20 protein-coding genes are annotated in these 19,047 nt (G+C 68.8%); 11 read left to right on the top strand and 9 right to left on the bottom strand.

The genetic code is table 11. From position 1 onward, the window contains the following. Positions 1-21: 21 nt before the first annotated feature. Positions 22-570 carry a TetR/AcrR family transcriptional regulator gene (locus tag OHA18_RS36595; RefSeq protein WP_328999954.1) on the bottom strand — a complete coding sequence of 183 codons (549 nt, stop codon included), beginning with the start codon at positions 568-570 and terminating at the stop codon, positions 22-24. Between the two features lie 119 nt (positions 571-689). On the opposite strand from OHA18_RS36595, the gene OHA18_RS36590 reads away from it, so the two are divergent. Next, positions 690-1,634: a S1C family serine protease gene (locus OHA18_RS36590; protein ID WP_328999953.1), complete on the top strand. Its 945-nt coding sequence runs from the start codon at positions 690-692 to the stop codon at positions 1,632-1,634. Here OHA18_RS36590 and OHA18_RS36585 read toward each other — a convergent pair. Next, a complete protein-coding gene (locus OHA18_RS36585; protein WP_328999952.1) occupies positions 1,621-2,157 on the bottom strand; it encodes a GNAT family N-acetyltransferase in 537 nt (178 codons plus the stop codon). The two genes, OHA18_RS36590 and OHA18_RS36585, sit on opposite strands and share 14 nt — an antisense overlap. Positions 2,158-2,180: 23 nt before the next feature. On the opposite strand from OHA18_RS36585, the gene OHA18_RS36580 reads away from it, so the two are divergent. After that, positions 2,181-2,819 (top strand): tetratricopeptide repeat protein, encoded by a 639-nt coding sequence (locus OHA18_RS36580; protein ID WP_328999951.1) that lies wholly within the window; start codon positions 2,181-2,183, stop codon positions 2,817-2,819. An 8-nt stretch (positions 2,820-2,827) separates the two neighbouring features. On the opposite strand, the gene OHA18_RS36575 is transcribed toward OHA18_RS36580, so the two are convergent. Together OHA18_RS36575 and OHA18_RS36570 are read right to left on the bottom strand one after the other, a co-directional pair. Further along, positions 2,828-3,259 (bottom strand): Imm7 family immunity protein, encoded by a 432-nt coding sequence (locus OHA18_RS36575; protein ID WP_328999950.1) that lies wholly within the window; start codon positions 3,257-3,259, stop codon positions 2,828-2,830. Further along, a complete protein-coding gene (locus OHA18_RS36570; protein WP_328999949.1) occupies positions 3,238-3,897 on the bottom strand; it encodes an MBL fold metallo-hydrolase in 660 nt (219 codons plus the stop codon). Before OHA18_RS36570 ends, OHA18_RS36575 begins: the two co-directional genes overlap by 22 nt. Positions 3,898-4,091: 194 nt before the next feature. Between OHA18_RS36570 and uvrA the strand changes: the two genes are divergently transcribed. Next, the gene (gene uvrA, locus OHA18_RS36565; protein WP_328999948.1) at positions 4,092-7,127 is read left to right on the top strand and encodes an excinuclease ABC subunit UvrA; all 3,036 of its coding nucleotides are present in this window, start codon (positions 4,092-4,094) and stop codon (positions 7,125-7,127) included. 28 nt (positions 7,128-7,155) lie between these two features. Here uvrA and OHA18_RS36560 read toward each other — a convergent pair whose 3' ends face one another. After that, positions 7,156-8,052, bottom strand: coding sequence for a hypothetical protein (locus OHA18_RS36560; RefSeq protein WP_328999947.1), 897 nt, complete (start codon positions 8,050-8,052; stop codon positions 7,156-7,158). A 216-nt stretch (positions 8,053-8,268) separates the two neighbouring features. Between OHA18_RS36560 and OHA18_RS36555 the strand changes: the two genes are divergently transcribed. Further along, positions 8,269-8,850 (top strand): Rieske (2Fe-2S) protein, encoded by a 582-nt coding sequence (locus OHA18_RS36555; protein WP_328999946.1) that lies wholly within the window; start codon positions 8,269-8,271, stop codon positions 8,848-8,850. Between the two features lie 121 nt (positions 8,851-8,971). On the opposite strand, the gene OHA18_RS36550 is transcribed toward OHA18_RS36555, so the two are convergent. Then, the gene (locus OHA18_RS36550; RefSeq protein ID WP_328999945.1) at positions 8,972-10,201 is read right to left on the bottom strand and encodes a S8 family peptidase; all 1,230 of its coding nucleotides are present in this window, start codon (positions 10,199-10,201) and stop codon (positions 8,972-8,974) included. Between the two features lie 149 nt (positions 10,202-10,350). Next, positions 10,351-10,806 (bottom strand): DUF6194 family protein, encoded by a 456-nt coding sequence (locus tag OHA18_RS36545; protein WP_328999944.1) that lies wholly within the window; start codon positions 10,804-10,806, stop codon positions 10,351-10,353. An 82-nt stretch (positions 10,807-10,888) separates the two neighbouring features. Between OHA18_RS36545 and uvrC the strand changes: the two genes are divergently transcribed. From uvrC to OHA18_RS36530, 3 genes are read left to right on the top strand one after another with little or no spacing between them, the layout of a single operon-like run. Further along, the gene (gene uvrC, locus OHA18_RS36540) at positions 10,889-12,928 is read left to right on the top strand and encodes an excinuclease ABC subunit UvrC (protein ID WP_328999943.1); all 2,040 of its coding nucleotides are present in this window, start codon (positions 10,889-10,891) and stop codon (positions 12,926-12,928) included. Positions 12,929-12,934: 6 nt separating this feature from the next. After that, positions 12,935-13,801, top strand: a complete 867-nt coding sequence (gene rapZ, locus OHA18_RS36535) for an RNase adapter RapZ (RefSeq protein WP_328999942.1) — start codon at positions 12,935-12,937, stop codon at positions 13,799-13,801. After that, entirely contained in the window at positions 13,798-14,739 is a 942-nt protein-coding gene (locus OHA18_RS36530; RefSeq protein ID WP_328999941.1) for a gluconeogenesis factor YvcK family protein, read from the top strand. The genes rapZ and OHA18_RS36530 overlap by 4 nt, the downstream gene beginning before the upstream one ends. Positions 14,740-14,745: 6 nt before the next feature. On the opposite strand, the gene OHA18_RS36525 is transcribed toward OHA18_RS36530, so the two are convergent. After that, positions 14,746-16,188 carry a hypothetical protein gene (locus OHA18_RS36525; protein ID WP_328999940.1) on the bottom strand — a complete coding sequence of 481 codons (1,443 nt, stop codon included), beginning with the start codon at positions 16,186-16,188 and terminating at the stop codon, positions 14,746-14,748. Beyond that, complete coding sequence (locus tag OHA18_RS36520; RefSeq protein ID WP_328999939.1) at positions 16,185-16,691, bottom strand: SigE family RNA polymerase sigma factor; 507 nt, start codon at positions 16,689-16,691, stop codon at positions 16,185-16,187. Before OHA18_RS36520 ends, OHA18_RS36525 begins: the two co-directional genes overlap by 4 nt. Positions 16,692-16,820: 129 nt before the next feature. On the opposite strand from OHA18_RS36520, the gene whiA reads away from it, so the two are divergent. The 4 genes from whiA (at position 16,821) to OHA18_RS36500 (ending at position 18,919) form a co-directional block, all read left to right on the top strand. After that, entirely contained in the window at positions 16,821-17,804 is a 984-nt protein-coding gene (gene whiA / locus OHA18_RS36515; RefSeq protein ID WP_137256843.1) for a DNA-binding protein WhiA, read from the top strand. A gap of 58 nt (positions 17,805-17,862) precedes the next feature. Further along, the gene (locus tag OHA18_RS36510) at positions 17,863-18,267 is read left to right on the top strand and encodes a hypothetical protein (RefSeq protein ID WP_328999938.1); all 405 of its coding nucleotides are present in this window, start codon (positions 17,863-17,865) and stop codon (positions 18,265-18,267) included. 11 nt (positions 18,268-18,278) lie between these two features. Further along, on the top strand, positions 18,279-18,401 hold the full coding sequence (locus tag OHA18_RS36505; RefSeq protein WP_328999937.1) for a hypothetical protein: 123 nt from the start codon (positions 18,279-18,281) through the stop codon (positions 18,399-18,401). Between the two features lie 92 nt (positions 18,402-18,493). Continuing rightward, entirely contained in the window at positions 18,494-18,919 is a 426-nt protein-coding gene (locus OHA18_RS36500; RefSeq protein ID WP_328999936.1) for a hypothetical protein, read from the top strand. Positions 18,920-19,047 lie beyond the last annotated feature (128 nt).

The raw sequence follows: 19,047 nt of genomic DNA, 5'->3' as shown, positions 1-19,047 counted from the left end.
CGGAGAGCGGGATTCCAGATCTCAGGCGCGGCGGAGGAGTCTCCGCAGGGCGATGTCGCAGAGTCTTCGGAGTTCGTCGTCGGTGCGCTCGCCGGAGTGCCGGCACTCGCCGAGCAGCCCGTTGATCGCGAACTTCGCCAGGTCGTGCTCGAGCGGGTCGTCGGACCCGGCCATGTACTGCGTCAGCTGCATGCCGTCCCCGACCAGTTGCCCGACCTCGGGCATCTCCTCGATCACGGGGAGGATGTCCTGCAGCACGTCGACGACGCCGCGGTGCTCGACGGCGAGGTCGATGAAGCTCTGGATGGCGAGCTCCTGCGCGTCGGCCCGGGACAGCTCGGCCGCGGCCTTGACGAGCTCGGCAACGTCGGCGGCGGCGGGCTCGAGGACGGCCGCGAGCACAGCCGGCTTGCCGCTGAAGTGGTACAGCACCGTCGCCTTCGAGCAGCCGGCCGCGGTCGCGATGTCCTGCAGTGACGTCGCGTTGTAGCCGCGGACCTGGAACAGGTGCATCGCCTGCCGGACGATCTCGCGCCTGGTCCGCTCCCGGGCGGGGGTGGTGACTGCCATGTCAGCATCTTGCCTGACCGATCGGCCAGTTTTCAACCGATCGGTCAGGATTGTGTCCCGGTTCACGCGCTGGCCTCGATTTGCTTGCGGTGTAATCCTGTAATCCAGGAGGCTAGGCGATGGCTGAAGAGATTGCCGGGGACGACGTCCTCGATGCGTACTCCCGGGTGGTCTCGGGGGTGGCGGAACACCTGATCCCGCGGGTCGCCAGCCTGCGGATCCACAGCCGGCGCGGCGACTCGTCCGGCTCGGCCGTGGTGCTGACCGGCGACGGGCACCTGCTCACGAACGCCCACGTGGTCGGCGACGGCTCGGAGGCGTCCGCGGAGTTCGCCGACGGTACGACGGCCCAGGCCCAGGTCATCGGGGTCGATCGGCTCTCCGATCTCGCCGTACTGCGGGCCGACCGGGAGATCCCGGATCCGCCGGAGTACGGCGACGCCGACCATCTGAAGGTCGGGAACCTGGTGGTTGCCGTGGGCAACCCGCTCGGCCTGGCCGGGAGCGTGACCGCCGGCGTCGTGAGCGCACTCGGCCGGTCGCTGCCGGTCCAGAGCGGCTCGGCGCAGCGGATCATCGAGGACGTCATCCAGACCGATGCCGCGCTGAACCCGGGCAACTCGGGCGGAGCGCTGGCCGACGGCAACGGCCGGGTGATCGGCATCAACACCGCGGTCGCGGGGATCGGGCTCGGCCTGGCCGTCCCGATGAATCCGACGACACGCCGCATCATCTACTCGCTGCTGCACGACGGCCGCGTGCGCCGCGGGTACCTCGGCCTGGTCACCAAGCCCGCCCCGCTGCGCCCGGCGCTGGCGGAGCGGTTCGGCCAGCGCACGGCCCTTCGGGTCGTCGAGGTGATCCAGGCGAGCCCGGCCGCCGCCGCGGGCCTTCGGCAAGGCGATCTGGTACTCGCGGTCAACGGCGTACCGCTCCGCGACGCCCAATCCCTGCAGCGGCAGCTGTTCGAGGACGCGATCGCCCGCCGTACCGAGATCACCGCGATCCGGAACAACGCCCTGGTCGACGTCATCGCCTACCCGGGTGAGCTCACCGATCGTTGAGGCCGGCCCGGAGGAGCACGCAGGTCCCGGGCTTGAGCGGTGCGCCGGGGAAGACGAAGTCCCGGGTGACCTCGGTGAAGCCGAACTGTTTGTTGAGTTCGAGGATGACGCTGTTCGCCTGGTTGGCGAAGTAGTAGACGGCGTCCGCGCGCTCCGCGGTCCATCGGATCCGGTCCCGGGTGAGAAGTTCGCCGATGCCGTGCCGGCGCCAGTCGGGGGAGACGATCAGCCCGATCAGGTAGTACCCGGACGGGGCAGTCGTCGGCGGGTCGTCGGGGGAGAGTTCGTGAGGGATCACGCCGCCGTACCCGACCACCTCGCCGTCGACGACCGCGACGGCGATGTACCGGTCGGGGTCGGCGAGGTCGGCCACCAGCCGCTCGCGCCGGTCCGCCGCAGACCCACCGGTCCGCGACACGATCAGGTCGGCGCACACCTGCAGATCAGCGATCTCCGCCGGCCGAACCACGACGTCGACAGACCGCCGGCTGACACCGGGCTGATACTCCGCGAATCCACTCACGGCCTCAGCCTAGGATCAGCCGGGTGGACGAGCTGATGCGAGGGGTCGACGAACTCTACGAGCGAGCTGTGTTCAACGGCGAGTACGACGACCTGCAAGCAGCGGACCGTGCCCTCGACCTGGTGGAAGCGCGCCTGTTCGTGCAGCGCGGCCGGATCCTGCACTGCCGCTTCCTGGAGTCCCGCGTCGAGCAGCCCGGCGAGCTGGCTGCCTTCGAGCGGGCAGCGGACCTTTACGCTGCCGGGGACGACCAGCGCGGTGAGGCTGAGGCGCGGTTCTGGATCGGCTGCTTCCATCAGGTCGTCCGGGACGACAACCCGACCGCCATACCGTTCCTCAGGACCGCCGCCGACCTCGCGCGCGCGACCGGCGACCAGCTCACGCTCTCCTATGCGCTTCGGCACCTCGGCATTGCTGCCCACATCTCCGGCGCCTACGACGAGGCCCGCGAGCTCCTGGAAGAGTCGACGGATCTCCGCCGCGCCCTCGGCTTCACCGCCGGCGTGGCCGCCAACCTCGTCGGCCTCATCTACCTGGCACTGGCACAGAACCGCCCTGATGACGCGCGCCGACTAGCCACAGAGGCAGCCGACCTGGCAACCTCCGCGGACGCCACGAAGATCGCAGAGCAAATCACCGAGGCCAGCACCCATCTCCCGTGAACGCCTTCTCACGGCAGCTCGTCCTCCACGAGGCCGATGTGGGGAGAGAGATAGGTGTCGGCCTGCGGAGCTACCACTCCGCGTCTCATCACCCAGGTGATCCAGCGGTTCCCGTCCTCGCCCCGAGCCTCGTCGTCGTAGATGTGCAGCAGGCCGTACGACCATGGCGCCAGCTCCGCAACGCGCCGGAACGCCTCGACGACCGGGTCCTGGCGGTGATTCCGCAACCCAGCCAGCCACAGGTGCGCCGACCCGTTCACGACTCGGAGATCCGCAACCTGCAGATCGTTGCGCACGTCGGCGATCGCCTCCGTAACGGCGTCGTACGCCGCCTTGCTGAGGTCGTCGGCCGGGCCGCTCCGAGCCCAGTCGTCCCGGGAGTCCCGGAGCGTGGCCCAGCCGTGGTACTCGAACACGCCTACCAGCCGCGCTTGCGCCACTCTGCGACGTTGGGGCGGTCGGCGCCGAGGGTGGTGTCGGAGCCGTGACCGGGGTAGACCCAGGTCTCGTCGGGGAGCTGGTTGAACAGCTTGCTCTCGACGTCGTTGATCAGCGACGTGAACCGCTCCGCGTCACCCTGCGTGTTCCCGACGCCGCCAGGGAACAGCGAGTCGCCCGTGAACAGGTGCGGCGCGCCGTCCGGGTCGTCGTACACCAGCGCGATCGAGCCTGGCGTGTGGCCGACGAGGTGGATCACGCGGAGGCTGCACTGGCCCACGGCGATGTGGTCGCCGTCGTCGACGAGCTGGTCGGTCGGGACCGGGATGCCCTCGGCGTCGTACCGCCCGGCGACGGTGGTGGCGCCGGTCCGCGCGACCACCTCGGCCAGCGCCTCCCAGTGGTCCTGATGGCGGTGCGTGGTGACGACCCGGGCGAGGCCGCCGTCGCCGATCAGCCCGAGCAGGGTGTCCGCGTCGTTCGCGGCGTCGATCAGGACCTGTTCGTCGGTCTGCCGGCAACGCAGCAGGTAGGCGTTGTTGTCCATCGGCCCGACGGCGACCTTGGTGATCATCAACCGGGCCAGCTCGTGGGTCTGAGCCGGTCCGCCGACCTTGACGTTTCCGTGGTACTCCGGCATGCGCTTGCTCCCTGGATGTCGGTGATACAGGCGATCCTCGCACTGTTGGCGGCCGGGTGCGCGGACCACCCTCGGCGATCGAATATACTTTCGAAGCGCTCGCCGGATCCGGCGGCGGAAGTTTTTGTCGGTGGGCCTCGTTAGCATGACGGGGCATGCCCCGGATACCCTCGAGAACGGCTGAGAGTGAGCTTGTGTCTGACCGTCTGATCGTGCGCGGAGCACGTGAGCACAACCTGAAGGACGTCTCGGTCGACCTGCCCCGGGACGCCATGATCGTCTTCACCGGACTGTCCGGCTCCGGCAAGTCCAGCCTGGCCTTCGACACGATCTTCGCCGAGGGCCAGCGGCGCTACGTCGAGTCGCTCTCGGCGTATGCGCGTCAGTTCCTGGGCCAGATGGACAAGCCCGACGTCGACTTCATCGAGGGCCTGTCACCGGCCGTCTCGATCGACCAGAAGTCCACCTCGCGCAACCCGCGGTCGACCGTCGGCACGATCACCGAGGTCTACGACTACCTCCGGCTGCTGTTCGCCCGCGCCGGGCGGCCGCACTGCCCGGAGTGTGGCGAGCCGATCGCGCGGCAGACGCCGCAGCAGATCGTCGACCGGGTGCTCGAGCTCGAGGAGGGCACCCGGTTCCAGGTGCTCGCCCCGGTCGTCCGCGGCCGCAAGGGGGAGTATCTCGACCTGTTCCGCCAGCTGAGCGGTCAGGGGTTGTCGAGGGCCCGGGTGGACGGCGAGACGATCCAGCTCACCGATCCGCCGAAGCTCGACAAGCAGAAGAAGCACGACATCGACGTGGTCGTCGACCGGCTGGCGGTCAAGAGCTCGGCGAAGCGGCGGTTGACCGACTCGGTCGAGACCGCGCTCGGCCTGGCCAGCGGCCTGCTCGTGCTCGACTTCGTCGACCTGCCGGAGGACGATCCGCACCGGGAGCGCCGCTTCTCCGAGAAGCTCGCCTGCCCGAACGATCACCCGCTCGCGATCGACGAGCTCGAGCCGCGGTCGTTCTCGTTCAACTCGCCGTACGGCGCCTGCCCGGTCTGCACCGGGCTCGGCACGCGGATGGAGGTCGACCCGGAGCTGCTCGTGCCGGACCCGTCCAAGTCGCTGGACGAGGGCGCGATCCAGCCGTGGGCCGGGCAGAACGTCTCGCAGTACTTCGAGCGGCTGCTGGACGCGCTGGCCAAGGACCTGAAGTTCAAGACCAGCACGCCGTTCGGCGAGCTGCCGGCGAAGGCGAAGAAGGCGCTGCTCACCGGCCACGACAAGCAGGTCCACGTCTCGTACCAGAACCGCTACGGCCGCGAGCGGTCGTACTACACCAGCTTCGAAGGCGTGATCCCGTACGTCGAGCGCCGGCACGCGGAGGCGTCCAGCGAGACCGGCCGGGAGCGCTTCGAGGAGTACATGCGCGAGGTGCCGTGCCTGGCCTGCAACGGCGCCCGGCTGAAGCCGATCTCGCTGGCGGTCACCCTCGGCGGGAAGAACATCGCGGAGATCAGCGCGATGTCGATCGACGAGGTGCACGGCTTCCTCACGCAGATGGAGCTGTCGCCGCGGGAGAAGCAGATCGCCGAGCGGGTGGTCAAGGAGATCGGCGAGCGGCTGCGGTTCCTGCTCGACGTCGGTCTGGACTACCTCGCACTGAGCCGGCCGGCGGGTTCGCTGTCCGGTGGTGAGGCGCAGCGGATCCGGCTGGCGACCCAGATCGGCTCGGGTCTGGTCGGCGTGCTGTATGTGCTCGACGAGCCCTCGATCGGCCTGCACCAGCGGGACAACCGGCGGCTGATCGAGACACTCGTCCGGCTGAAGGAGCTGGGCAACACGCTGATCGTCGTCGAGCACGACGAGGACACCATCGACCACGCCGACTGGGTCGTCGACATCGGCCCGGGCGCCGGTGAGCACGGCGGCCAGGTTGTCGTCTCGGGCACGGTCGAAGAGCTGCGCAACCACCCGGACTCGATCACCGGGCAGTACATCTCCGGTCGTCGGGAGATCCCGATCCCGCCGGTCCGGCGACCGCTGACCGAGGGCCGCGAGCTGACCGTCTACGGCGCCCGGCAGAACAACCTCCAGGACATCGACGTGACCATTCCGCTCGGGGTGTTCGTCGCGGTGACCGGGGTGTCCGGGTCGGGCAAGTCGACGCTGGTCAACGACATTCTCTACACCTCGCTGGCGCGGCAGATCTACGGTGCTCGGGCGGTGCCGGGCCGGCACACGAAGATCTCCGGGATGGAGCTGGTCGACAAGGTCATCCACGTCGACCAGTCGCCGATCGGCCGGACCCCGCGGTCGAACCCGGCGACGTACACCGGTGTCTGGGACCACGTCCGCAAGCTGTTCGCGGACACGCCGGAGGCGAAGGTCCGCGGATACCAGCAGGGCCGGTTCTCGTTCAACGTCAAGGGCGGCCGATGTGAGGCGTGCTCGGGTGACGGCACGCTGAAGATCGAGATGAACTTCCTGCCGGACGTCTATGTGCCGTGCGAGGTGTGCCACGGCGCGCGGTACAACCGCGAGACGCTCGAGGTGCACTACAAGGCCAAGACGGTCGCGGACGTGCTGGACATGCCGATCGAGGAGGCGGCGGAGTTCTTCGCCGCGATCCCGGCGATCTCGCGGCACCTGAAGACGCTGGTCGAGGTCGGCCTCGGGTATGTCCGGCTCGGCCAGCCCGCGCCGACGCTGTCCGGTGGTGAGGCACAGCGGGTGAAGCTGGCGTCCGAGCTGCAGCGACGTTCGACCGGCCGCACGGTGTATGTGCTGGACGAGCCGACCACTGGACTGCACTTCGAGGACATCCGCAAGCTGCTCGGCGTGCTGAGCGGTCTGGTGGACAAGGGCAACTCGGTGCTGGTGATCGAGCACAACCTCGACGTCATCAAGACCGCCGACTGGCTGATCGACCTCGGCCCGGACGGTGGCCGCCGCGGCGGCACGCTGATCGCGGAGGGTACGCCGGAGGAGGTCGCGGCGAACCCGGCGTCGTACACCGGCCAGTTTCTCGCCGAGATCCTCGAAGGCCGCGCCGCCAAGCCGAGCGCGAAGCAGGCCGCGGCGAAGGCCCTCCCGGCCAAGAAGACGGCGGTGAAGAAGACCGCAGCCACCAAGACCGCCGCTACCAAGAAGACAGCCACCAAGACGGCGGTGGCCAAGAAGACCGTGAAGAAGGCGGCGCCTGCGAAGAAGGCCGCGGCCAGGAAGCGCGTCGCCGGCTGAACGTGCTCGACGGGGCCGGGATCTGAGGTCAGCGGCGGAACAGCTGCTGGACCAGGTGGCGGAACCAGGTTCGGCGCGGCGACGGTAGCAAGGCCGCCGGCAGCATGACTGTCGGCGGCTCGGCCAGCGTGACCGGCACCTGCACCATGCGGTCTCCCTGCAACCAGAAGAGATCCGGGCTGCACTGGTCCGGCGCGCCACGATAGGTGGCGGCCACGTACCTCGCCAACCGGTCGGCTGTTTCCTGACCAGCGTCGGCGGGGCAGAAGGCGACAGTGCTCAACCTGGGTACGCCGATCAGCGCGCCCAGCCCGATAGAGGCCTGCGGCAACAAGGTCTCCCGGTCGACGACCGCCATCGAGACGAGTGGATCGTTCTCGCGGCTGAGGACGGCGAACCCGTCGTGCTCGACCGGCCGGAGGCCGGAGATCTGCTGCAGCGTGAGCTGGACCGGGGACGGCACGTTCGGATCGGCGAGCCCCAGCATCGACCGCCGTACGACGGTCAGGCGCCGGAGTTCCGGGCCGGTGCCGACGAACACGACGACCTCGAAGTGGTCGCCGAACGGGATCAGTGCGTCCGCGACCGGACCCGCCGTACGCGCGGACCAGCCGCGTTGCACGAGCAACGCACGCTGGCGTTCGCCGACATCGCCGTAGCGGTGTTCCTCGGTGGCGAGCTCGCCCTCCGCGACGACGGCCCGCAGCCACGCCTCGATCTGTTCGGCCCAGCGATGTTGCGGGAGCTGATCACAACGCTCGATGATCTCGCCGAGCCCGACGACCGCGGACATCTGCAGTGCGCCGCGGCCCCAGCCCACCTCGACCGTCCGCTCGTCGGTGTCGACGACGCACCCCGGCAGCCACATCGGCGCGAGGTCCGCAATCGCGTTCATGACGGTCGAGCCGTCGGTCGTACCCGTCACTCCCTGACCTTCCTCACGACCAAAGTCTGTCAGGGGGCTGGTTCGTCCGTGCGACCTGGCTCGCGTGCGGCGGCAGGTGTTGCCAGCGGATTCACAGCAAACCTTCAAACTGCAGTTCAATCTGCGAGCGGTTGAACCGTTCGGGTCATCCGGTCGTTTGAGTCGGTATATAGCGTTCAACTACTTCGACCAGCAGGCTCTTGGAGGTCCAGATTCATGAGCGATGACACGATGGCACCAGCCACCACACCGCAACCGGCCGAGGCTGTGCCCAGCACAGCGGCGGACGGTCTGCGCGACCGGAGGACGGTGCTCCGCTGCGCGGCTATGGCCGCGCTGGTGGGTGCCAGCGCCCCGATCCTCGCGGCCTGCGGCAGCAGCGACGACGCATCCGGCGGCAGCTCGACACCGTCGGCGACCGGCTCCAGCTCCGCACCGGCTGCGAGCACCCCGTCCTCCAGTGCACCGTCCTCGAGCGCACCGTCGTCGAGTGCACCGGCCGGCGGCGGCACGGTCCTCGGCCCGGTGTCCGACGTACCGGTCGGCGGCGGCAAGGTGTTCACCGACGCGAAGGTCGTGGTGACCCAGCCGACCGCCGGTCAGTACAAGGGCTTCTCGGCCGTGTGCACACACCAGGGCAACATCGTCGGCTCGGTCGAGGACGGACAGATCGTCTGTCCGTTCCACAACAGCCACTTCAAGATCACCGACGGCAGCGTCGCCAGCGGCCCGGCCCAGTCGCCGCTGCCCGCGGTGAACGTCGCGGTCCAGGGCGCCAACATCGTCCAGTCCGCCTGACCCATTTGCTGGGCCGACCAGCCAATTTGATGGGTCCACCAGGCAAATGGGGGGTTCCCCACCCGGAGTCAGGGTGGGGAACCCCCCATTTCATGGGTGAACCAACGAAATGGGGTCAGGGTCAGGGCTGGGCCGGGTCGGCCTTCCCGACGTACAGCAGTTTGTTCGGCGAAGCGTCACCCGGGTCGCCGACCTTGTCCGGCGTCGAGTTGGCGACCAGCGCCGTCGCGACGTCGGCCGGAGTGGCGTCCGGGTGATCGGCCAGGTACAGCGCGATCCCGCCGGCGACGTGCGGCGTGGCCATCGACGTACCGCTCATCTTCGCGGTTGCGTCCGGGTCGGTGATGCCGACCGAGGTGATGTCGACACCCGGTGCGAACAGGTCGACGCACTTGCCGAAGTTCGAGAACGACGCCCGGTGGTCCTGGTCGTCGGTCGCGCCGACCGTGATCGCCGAAGGCTCCCGTGCCGGCGAGCTCTGGCAGGCGTCCGCGCCGTCGTTGCCAGCAGCAACGGCATAGGTAACGCCGGCGCCGACCGACGCCTTCACCGCCGCGTCCAGCGCGTCGTCGGCGCCGCCGCCCAGGCTCATGTTCGCCACGGCGGGCTTCTTGGCGTTCTTGGTCACCCAGTCGATCCCGGCCACCACTGACTCGGTCGAACCGGATCCGGTGCAGTCCAGCACGCGGACCGCGATCACCTTCGCGCCCTTGGCCAGGCCGTACGTCGTCCCCGCGATCGTGCCGGCCACGTGGCTGCCGTGCCCCATGCAGTCGACACCGTTCTGGCCGTCGCCGACGGTGTCGGTGCCGACCGACGCGCGGTCGCCGAAGTCCTTGTGCTTGGCGTAGATGCCGGTGTCGATCACGTACACGTTCACGTTGTCGGCGGTGGTCGACGCCTCGTACTTCTTGTCCAGCGGCAGGTCGCGCTGGTCGGCGCGGTCCAGGCCCCACGGCGGGTCGTCCTGGCTGACCGTGATCTTCTGGTTCTGCTGCACGAACGCGACCCGCGAGTCACCGGCGAGCTTCTTCGCCTGGTCCTCGCTCATGCTCGCGGAGAAGCCCTTGATGGAGGAGTCGTACTGGTCCTTGACCTTGACGTCGTAACTCGACGCCAGGCTCTGCGTGGTGACACGGGTCTGGGCCTGCGAACGCTGGCCGGCGAGTACGACGATGTAGCTGCCGGGGATCGCGTTCGAACTGCCGGCGCCGCGGATGGACGCAGTACCGGTAGGCGCCTGCTGTGCCGCGTTGCTGCCGGCCGCGGTCGCGACGATGCCGGTGACCGCGAGCGCTGAAGCCGCGACTGCGCCGAGTAGGGCGCGCGGCCTGCTCAGGGATGGGGACATGGGCGGAACTCCCTCGAGTCAGCGCAAGGCCTTGTTGCCTCACGCAAAGGTCCTGCACATCTACCCTGAGTCACACGCTAGAGACGACGCTCATCCCAACCGGGGGTCAAACCGGGCTTATGGGTGAACCCGCAACACGACCGCAACGTTCACTGCGTTTGCCGCGCCTGATGGTTGGCGTACTTACGAGCGGCGAATTGGTACGCCTCTCGAACCAACGGGACGAGCTGCTCCAGCTCGATCGGATTCACGATGGCAACCCAGTACTGGGCGGCGTAGAACGGGTGCGGCATGAGGGTGTTCCGTGTCGTGTAGTCGTGGCCCGAGTCGAGGACCCAGTCGGCGTCGCGTTCGGTCGGCGCCGGTCCGAGGAGCGAGGTGTACGTCGCCTTGGTGAGCCCGACGTTCAGCCGCCAGGCACCGGGCTCGTCGAGCCGGGACACCTTCTCGTAGTGGTCGCCGGTGACAATGGTGGCGAAGGGCTGCTGGCGCTCCGGTGGGAGGTCGGCGGCCGGGTCGTAGAGGTAGAACAGGTCGTCCTGGGCCTCGAGCACCCGGACACCGTCGTACGCGCGGATCGTCCGATCCAGTTCGTCGATCGTCATACCTTCAAGTCTGTCATTGAAGCAGCAGTAGAGACTTTGCCGGAATTCCGGATTTGTCGGCGACCCGAACTAGGGTGGTTGGGTGGCTGACCCGTCCTCCTACCGTCCCGCTCCGGGATCGATTCCCGACTCACCCGGCGTCTACCGTTTCAGCGACTCCGGCGGGCGGGTGATCTACGTCGGCAAGGCGAAGAACCTGCGGGCCCGGTTGTCGTCGTACTTCCAGGATCTGGTGAACCTGCATCCCCGCACGCAGGCGATGGTCACCACGGCCGCGAAGGTCGAGTGGACCGTGGTCGCCAGCGAGGTCGAGTCGCTGCAGCTGGAGTACTCCTGGATCAAGGAGTACGACCCGCGCTTCAACGTGAAGTACCGCGACGACAAGTCGTACCCGTGGCTCGCGATCACCCTCAACGAGGACTACCCGCGGGTGATGGTCGGCCGCGGCCAGAAGAAGAAGGGCGTGCGGTACTTCGGTCCGTACAGCCATGCCTGGGCGATCCGCGAGACCGTCGATCTGCTGCTCCGGGTGTTCCCGATGCGCTCGTGCAGCAAGGGCGTCTTCAATCGGCACCGTCAGATCGGCCGGCCGTGCCTGCTCGGGTACATCGGCAAATGCGCCGCGCCGTGCACCGGTCAGGTGACCCAGGACGAGCACCGCAAGATCGTCGAGGACTTCGCCGCCTTCCTCTCCGGCCAGACCGCGACGTACGTGCGCCGGCTGGAGAAGGAGATGAAGGCAGCCGCCGCCGAGCTGGAGTACGAGCGGGCCGCGAAGATCCGCGACGACCTGGCCGCGCTGGAGAAGGCGCTGGCCAAGAACGCGGTCGTCCTCGGCGACGGCACCGACACCGACGTGATCGCGTTGAGCGAGGACCCGCTCGAGGTCGCGGTCCAGATCTTCTACGTCCGCGGCGGCCGGATCCGTGGTGAGCGCGGCTGGATCGCCGACAAGGCGGACGGTACGGCGACCACCGGCGATCTCGTCTCGCGCTTCATCCAGCAGATGTACGCCGACGACTCGGTCGACGCGATCCCGCGCGAGATCCTGGTCCCGACGATCCCGGAGGACGCCGACGCGCTGACCGAGTGGCTCGAGGGGATGCGCGGCGCCCGGGTGTCGATCCGGGTCCCGCAGCGCGGCGACAAGAAGGCCCTGATGGAGACCGTCGAGCGGAACGCGCTGCAGACGCTGACCATGCACAAGACCAAGCGGGCCAGCGATCTGACCACCCGCAACCAGGCGCTCGAGGAGATCCAGGCCGGCCTCGACCTGCCCGAGGCGCCGCTGCGCCTGGAGTGCTACGACGTCTCGAACCTGCAGGGCACCGAGGTGGTGGCCTCGATGGTCGTCTTCGAGGACGGACTGCCCCGCAAGAGCGAGTACCGGCGCTTCGTGATCAAGGGCGTCGACGGCCAGAACGACGTCGCCTCGATCGCCGAGGTGCTGACCCGCCGCTTCAAGCGTCTCCTGGACGAGCGCGCGACGCTGACCGGCGACGAAGACCCGAACGGCGCGCTGATCGACCCCGAGACCGGGCGGGCGAAGAAGTTCTCCTACGCGCCGGGTCTGGTCGTCGTCGACGGCGGTCCGCCGCAGGTCGCGGCGGCCCGGCAGGCGATGGACGAGCTCGGATTGGGCGACATCCCGGTGTGTGGTCTGGCCAAGCGGCTCGAAGAGGTCTGGCTGCCCGACGAAGAGGATCCGGTCATCTTCTCCCGGACGTCCGAGGGCCTCTATCTGCTCCAGCGGCTGCGCGACGAGGCGCACCGTTTCGCGATCACCCACCACCGCAGCCGCCGGTCGAAGTCGATGGTCGAGAGCACCCTCGACGAGGTGCCAGGGCTCGGCGAGGTCCGGCGGAAGACCCTGCTGCGGCACTTCGGGTCGCTGAAGAAGTTGCGCGGGGCGACGATCGACGAGGTGGCGGAGCTGCCCGGATTCGGGCCGCGGCTGGCCGAGTCCGTCGTACTCGCGGTTAACGCTGCCGCAACGAAGGCGGAAACCGGCCGTGCGCCGTCGGTGAATACCGCCACGGGCGAGATACTGGGCGACGACGTACCGGCGCCGGCCGGACAGCGGCCGGTTGATACGGCCGACGGGGATCCCAGGGAGAACTGAGAACAGATGGACGACACGGGCGGCAACCTCATCATCGTGTCCGGGATGTCCGGCGCGGGACGGAGCTCCGTCGCCGACGTACTGGAGGACCTCGGCTGGTTCGTGGTCGACAACCTGCCGCCGATGTTCCTGACGACGCTGGTCGAGCAGGTCATCGGCACCGGCGCGGCGCCCCGGCTCGCGGTCGTGGTCGACGTCCGGACCGGCTTGTTCTTCGAGGAACTGAGCTCGGCCATCCACGACCTGCGGGTGAAGGGTTATCGCCCGCTGACGCTGTTCCTGGAGGCCTCCGACGACGTCATCGTGCGCCGGCAGGAGAGCGTCCGCCGGCCGCACCCGCTGCAGGGCGAGGGCCGGTTGCTGGACGGCATCCAGCGCGAGCGCGAGCTGCTCGGCGACATCCGGGCCGGCGCCGACCTGGTCATCGACACCTCGAGCCTGAACATTCATCAGCTCGCCGCGAAGATCGTGAACGCGTTCGGCGACGAGGAGAACGCCGAACTCCGGGCGACCGTGGTGTCGTTCGGGTTCAAGTACGGCATCCCGGTGGACGCCGACGTCGTCGCCGACATGCGTTTCATCCCGAACCCGTACTGGCAGCCCGACCTGCGCCCGATGACCGGGCAGGACAAGCCTGTGTCAGACTTCGTGCTCGGCCATCCGCTGGCCCAGCAGTTCCTGCAGAATTACGTGGACGTGCTGGACACCCTGCGGACCGGCTACCTGAACGAGGGCAAGCGCTTCGTCACCGTCGCGATCGGCTGTACCGGGGGTAAGCACCGCAGTGTCGCGATGGCCGAGGAGATCGCCCGCAGGCTGCGCGAGAGAGGTTCACCGACGTTGGTCGTGCATCGAGATCTGGGGCGGGAGTGACGCGATCTCCCAAGGTCGTCGCACTTGGTGGGGGACACGGCTTGGCCGCCTCTCTTTCCGCGCTGAGGCACGTCACCGATCAGCTGACCGCGGTGGTCACCGTCGCCGACAACGGTGGGTCGTCGGGGCGTCTGCGTCAGGAGCTCGGCGTACTGCCGCCCGGGGATCTTCGGATGGCCCTGGCCGCGCTGTGCCGCGACGACGAGTGGGGCCGCACCTGGGCCAACGTGTTGCAGCATCGCTTCCGCAGCAACGGTGAGCTGCACGACCACGCGGTCGGCAACCTGCTGATCGTCGCGCTGTGGGAGCTGCTCGGCGAGGCCGTCGACGGGCTCGACTGGGTGGCGCGATTGCTCGGTGCACAAGGGCGGGTGCTGCCGATGTCCGCAGTGCCGCTGGACATCACCGCACGAGTGCTCGGGCTGGACCCGGCGCATCCCGAGGCGATCACCGAGATCCGTGGTCAGGCCGAGGTGGCGACCACCGACGGGCACGTGGTCGACGTCGCGCTCGACCCGGCCGACCCGCCCGCCTGCCCGGAGGCACTCGTCGCGATCGCGGAGGCCGACTGGGTCGTCGTCGGCCCGGGCTCATGGTTCACGTCGGTCATCCCGAACCTGCTGGTTCCCGAGCTGTCCCGCGCTCTCGAGCAGACCGGCGCCCGCCGGCTGCTCACCCTGAACCTGGGGGAGCAGAAGGGCGAGACCGACGGCTTCTCACCCGAGACCCATCTCGAGGTGCTGGCCGCGCACGCCCCCGACCTCCGGATCGACGTCGTCCTCGCCGACGCCGGTCACGTGCCCGACCCCGAGTCGCTGCGCCGGACGGCGGAGTCCCTCGGGGCCGAGCTGGTGATCGCCGACATCGCCGACGACGAACGCGATCTGCACCACGACCCGGGCAAGTTGGCGAAGGTCTACCGGGAGATCTTCAGCTAGCCGCTTTCAGTCGAAGTCGGCGTCGACTTCCATCTGCTGGTTGTAGATCTGCTGCCCCTGGGCGTCGTACCCGTGCACCCGGACGTTCTTGATGCCGGAGTTGCCGCCGGTGAGGCCCCAGATGAAGTAGCCGTTCGAGATCAGCGCCCGGGTCGGGCCCTTCGGCAGGTCGAGGACGATCTGCGCGACCCCGTCCGGAACCATCCCGAAGTCGAACGAGTGGGCGAACTTCCCGTCGGCCTGGACCGCGCCCCGGGTGTAGTCGTACGGACCCTTGGCCGTGCTCGTCAACATGTGGCACCACGCATAGACCCGCTTGTCCGGCGAGACCAGGAGGGCCGTGAGCTTGTCACCGGTCCCGGTCTTCAGAGCGACCTGCCAGGCCTTCGTGACCGGGCCGGCGGCCTTGATCACGCCGTCGTCGGAATTCACCCCGCCCTGGCTCAGATCCTTGAAATAGATGGCGTCGACGCCGCGGCACCGGGTGGTGATCTGTTCGTCGGTCAACGGGCTGACCGGTGGCGGGGGAGCGAGCGGCTTCCCGGTCGCCGGGTCCTTGGTGAGCACGACCACCGGTGTGACCGGTGTCGCGGTCTTGACGGTCACCGACGGATCGACGGTCCGCGCCGGGGCGGTGAACGGCTTGGGCGTCTGGTCGTACACCTTCTTGCCGCTCGAGTCGTAGCCGCGGATCCGGTTCAGCGAGATCAGCTTGCTGTCCTTGGCGGGATGGCCGAGGGTGACGAACCCGTCCGTCCCGACCAGGGCCTCGCGCGGACTGCTTTCCCCGGCGAGGTCGACCAGCACCCGGGTCACCCCTGGCACCGGAACCCGGAACCCGTCCTGGATGGTCAGTGGATTCCGGTACTGGCTCCTGGCCGCGACGTTCGCCGTACTGGTGCGTGAGATGCTGTCCGGCTTGGTCGGACCGCTCATGGTGCACGTGGTGACGACCGACTTGTCCGGAGACTGGAGCAGGGCGTTCAGCACGGACTGATCGCCGCTCTTCACGACAACCTTCCACTGTGCGTTCAGCGGACCGGCCTTGTCGGAGGTCTTGTGCTCGCTGTGCGCGAGGCGTGCGTACGCGAGGTCGTACCGCGAGCAGCGGCTGAGGACCTCGGCATCGGACAAGGGGCTCAGCGGCGGTGCCGGCACGACCGTCTTACCGGTCTCGTTGTCCACGACCCGGCCGGTCTTCACGTCGATCGTGATGGTCTGGCCGTCCGGCCTGCCCGCCGGTCCCTGGCTCTCCGGCCGGGCCGCGGACCAGGCGGCGACGCCGCCGATGATCGCGGCCGTCGTGAGGACTGCGGTCGAGGCCGTCGCGATCCGGGTTCGGCGGACCGAACGACGGGCGCGGACCAGCAGGTCGTCGACGTCGGTGCCGAGCGGCCGGTCGGCGTCGTCGGCGGCGGTCGCCAGCAGGTGTTCGATCTCGTTGTTCACGAGGCGCTCCTTTCGGTCTGGTCGAGAAGTTCGCGGAGGCGGCTGAGAGCACGGGACGTCTGGCTCTTCACCCCGCCGGTGCCGATGCCGAGGACGGCGGCGGTCTGTTCGAGGCTCAGGTCGCTGTAATGACGCAGTACTACGCAGGCGCGCTGGCTCGGCGGCAGTCCGGCCAGGGCCTCGACGACGAGCATCCGGTTGTCGACGGTGCCGGCCGGGTCAGGGACTGCCCGATCCAGGTCGTCGGAGTCGACCAGTCGCTCACGGCGCCACGGCTTGCGGGACTGATCGAGCACCGACGTGATCAGACACTGGTGGGCGTAGCTGTTGATGCCGTGCGTGCGGTCGATCCGGTTCCAGCGGCGGTAGACCTTCACCAGGGCGTCCTGCGCGGCGTCCTCCGCGCGGTGCCAGTCCCCGCACATCAGGTACGCCGTACGCCGCAACCGCCGGATCATCGCGGTCGCGAACTCGGTGAACTCGGCTTCGTCCGATGCCTTCATGCCCCTCCTGTCACGATGTCGCCGAGGTAACGCGATCAGTCCCGCAGAAGGTTGCAACGCCCGTAACCGCAGCCGCCGGCGCCCGTTGGTGATCCAAGGGTCTTTGACATGGGTGGGAGGATGGCCTTCATGGCGATGACAGCACAGGTGAAGTCCGAGCTGACCAGTATTCAGGTGACGAAACCGTGTTGCCGCAAGGCCGAGGTGTCGTCGATCCTGCGGTTCGCGGGCGGGCTGCACCTGGTCTCCGGACGGATCGTCGTGGAGGCCGAGCTGGACAGCGGCGCCGCGGCGCGGCGGCTGCGCAAGGACATCGCCGAGATCTTCGGGCACCCGTCGGACGTCGTGGTGATCTCCCCGTCGGGCATTCGCAAGCAGACGAAGTACGTCGTCCGCGTCGTCCGCGACGGTGACGCGCTGGCGCGGCAGACCGGCCTGGTGGACAACCGTGGCCGGCCGGTGCGCGGGCTTCCGCCGGCGGTCGTGTCGGGTGCTTCCTGTGACGCCGTCGCGGCTTGGCGGGGTGCGTTCCTGGCGCACGGCTCGCTGACCGAGCCAGGCCGGTCCTCGTCGCTCGAGGTGACCTGTCCCGGTCCGGAGGCCGCGCTGGCGCTGGTCGGTGCGGCCCGGCGGCTCGGCATCGGTTCGAAGGCCCGCGAGGTGCGGAACGTTGACCGCGTGGTGATCCGCGACGGCGACGCGATCGGCGCCCTGTTGACCCGGCTCGGCGCGCACGAGTCGGTGCTGGCCTGGGAAGAGCGCCGGATGCGGCGCGAGGTTCGCGCGACCGCGAACCGGCTGGCGAACTTCGACGACGCGAACCTGCGCCGTTCCGCGCGTGCGGCGGTCGCTGCGGGCGCGCGGGTCGAGCGAGCGCTGGAGATCCTCGGCGACGACGTACCGGATCATCTGCAGGTCGCGGGCAAGCTGCGGCTGGAGCACAAGCAGGCCAGTCTCGAGGAGCTCGGCCAGCTGCACGAGCCGGCCCTCACCAAGGACGCCGTGGCCGGCCGGATCCGCCGCCTGCTGGCGATGGCGGACAAGCGCGCCGCGGACCTCGGCGTACCGAACACCGAGGCCAACCTGACCCCGGAGATGCTCGACCCGGCCTGACCGGATCGTTATCGAAGGCACTGTGATGTGCCGCTTCCGGCGTTGATTGAATTGCCGCATGACGAATCAGGAATTTGCAGACCCCAGGTTCAACTTGCCGCCCGACCTGACCGACCCCGTTGTACAAGCCATTGAGGATGCGAGGGCGGAGGAGGCGCGGCAACGGGCCGAGGAGGCCGCGAACAACCCGAAGAGCAACATGTCGGCCGAGCAGCCTCCGGCGTCCGCCGAGACTTGGTCGCCGGCCGCGTCGACGAGTCCGTCCGGGCCGATGTCCGCCGTCGCGGGCAAGCTCGGGATCGGCGAAGCGGGTGACGCCGAACTGGCGAAGCGTCTGCTCGACTCGGCACAGCCTCCGAACGATGCCCGCGGAACCGCCTCGGCCAAACGTGCGGACGGGGCGCGGGATCGGATCGCTGGAGCGCTCGGGGTCGGGGGAGCGACGCCCGCAGTGGAGCGCTGACCAGCGGATCTGTGCTGCAACCTGCGCCGGACCGGATCCGCCGCCTGCCGGCGATGGCGGACAAGCGTGCCGCGGACCTCGGCGAACCGAACACCGAGGCCAACCTCACGCCGGAGATGCTCGACCCGGCCTGACCGGATCGTTATCCACGACCGGCTGCGCACCCCTTGCCAGCTCGGTTGGATTGCCGCACGGGGGTTTCCATCAGCACCACGATCGGAGACCAATGGGCGACGCGAACGAAGAAGAGCTGTACAAGCGGGCGCAGATGGACGAACGACTGCGGGTCGAGGAACAGACCCGGCAGCGGGCGCTGGACCTCGAGAAGTTCCGGCAGCAGGAGGATGCGCGAAAGGCCGCTGAGGAAGCCGCGAAGAAGGCCAACATGGTTGCCGACCCGGAGCCGGCCGTCGCGAAGTGGCCGGACGACGGGTTTCAGGCTGCTGCGCCGGGTCGGTTGGACGGGATCAAAGGTGCGCTCGGCATCGGCGCGGCCGGTGATGCGGCGCTGGCGAGCCGGTTGCTGAACGACGGCAGGCCGCCGGCCACCGAGGCTGTCTCGGGCCGGCCGGGTGCCGAGGGCGGCGGCGTGCGGGAGCGGGTCGGAGCGGTACTGAACGCGGGTGTTGCGAAGCCCGCGGTGGAGCGCTGACGTCACCAGCTGGTCAACTGGTATTCAAACCACTGCCCCGGAAGGTTTCCGGGGCAGTGGTGCGTCGGGGTGGTCTGCTCGTGGACCTACTCGCGGGTCATGGTGGTCTGATGTGGACGCTACCAGTT

Source organism: Kribbella sp. NBC_00709 (assembly GCF_036226565.1).
Taxonomy (GTDB): domain Bacteria; phylum Actinomycetota; class Actinomycetes; order Propionibacteriales; family Kribbellaceae; genus Kribbella.
The sequence above is the reverse complement of the archived record's forward strand: the minus strand, read 5'-3'. Positions and strand labels throughout refer to the sequence as shown.

What these genes read in the sequence shown, in the direction of transcription:
- OHA18_RS36595 (WP_328999954.1), bottom strand. Translation starts at nt 570, where the DNA reads ATGGCAGTCACCACCCCCGCCCGGGAGCGGACCAGGCGCGAGATCGTC.
- OHA18_RS36590 (WP_328999953.1), top strand. Translation starts at nt 690, where the DNA reads ATGGCTGAAGAGATTGCCGGGGACGACGTCCTCGATGCGTACTCCCGG.
- OHA18_RS36570 (WP_328999949.1), bottom strand. Translation starts at nt 3,897, where the DNA reads ATGCCGGAGTACCACGGAAACGTCAAGGTCGGCGGACCGGCTCAGACC.
- OHA18_RS36555 (WP_328999946.1), top strand. Translation starts at nt 8,269, where the DNA reads ATGAGCGATGACACGATGGCACCAGCCACCACACCGCAACCGGCCGAG.
- OHA18_RS36550 (WP_328999945.1), bottom strand. Translation starts at nt 10,201, where the DNA reads ATGTCCCCATCCCTGAGCAGGCCGCGCGCCCTACTCGGCGCAGTCGCG.
- OHA18_RS36545 (WP_328999944.1), bottom strand. Translation starts at nt 10,806, where the DNA reads ATGACGATCGACGAACTGGATCGGACGATCCGCGCGTACGACGGTGTC.
- rapZ (WP_328999942.1), top strand. Translation starts at nt 12,935, where the DNA reads ATGGACGACACGGGCGGCAACCTCATCATCGTGTCCGGGATGTCCGGC.
- OHA18_RS36520 (WP_328999939.1), bottom strand. Translation starts at nt 16,691, where the DNA reads ATGAAGGCATCGGACGAAGCCGAGTTCACCGAGTTCGCGACCGCGATG.
- whiA (WP_137256843.1), top strand. Translation starts at nt 16,821, where the DNA reads ATGGCGATGACAGCACAGGTGAAGTCCGAGCTGACCAGTATTCAGGTG.
- OHA18_RS36510 (WP_328999938.1), top strand. Translation starts at nt 17,863, where the DNA reads ATGACGAATCAGGAATTTGCAGACCCCAGGTTCAACTTGCCGCCCGAC.
- OHA18_RS36500 (WP_328999936.1), top strand. Translation starts at nt 18,494, where the DNA reads ATGGGCGACGCGAACGAAGAAGAGCTGTACAAGCGGGCGCAGATGGAC.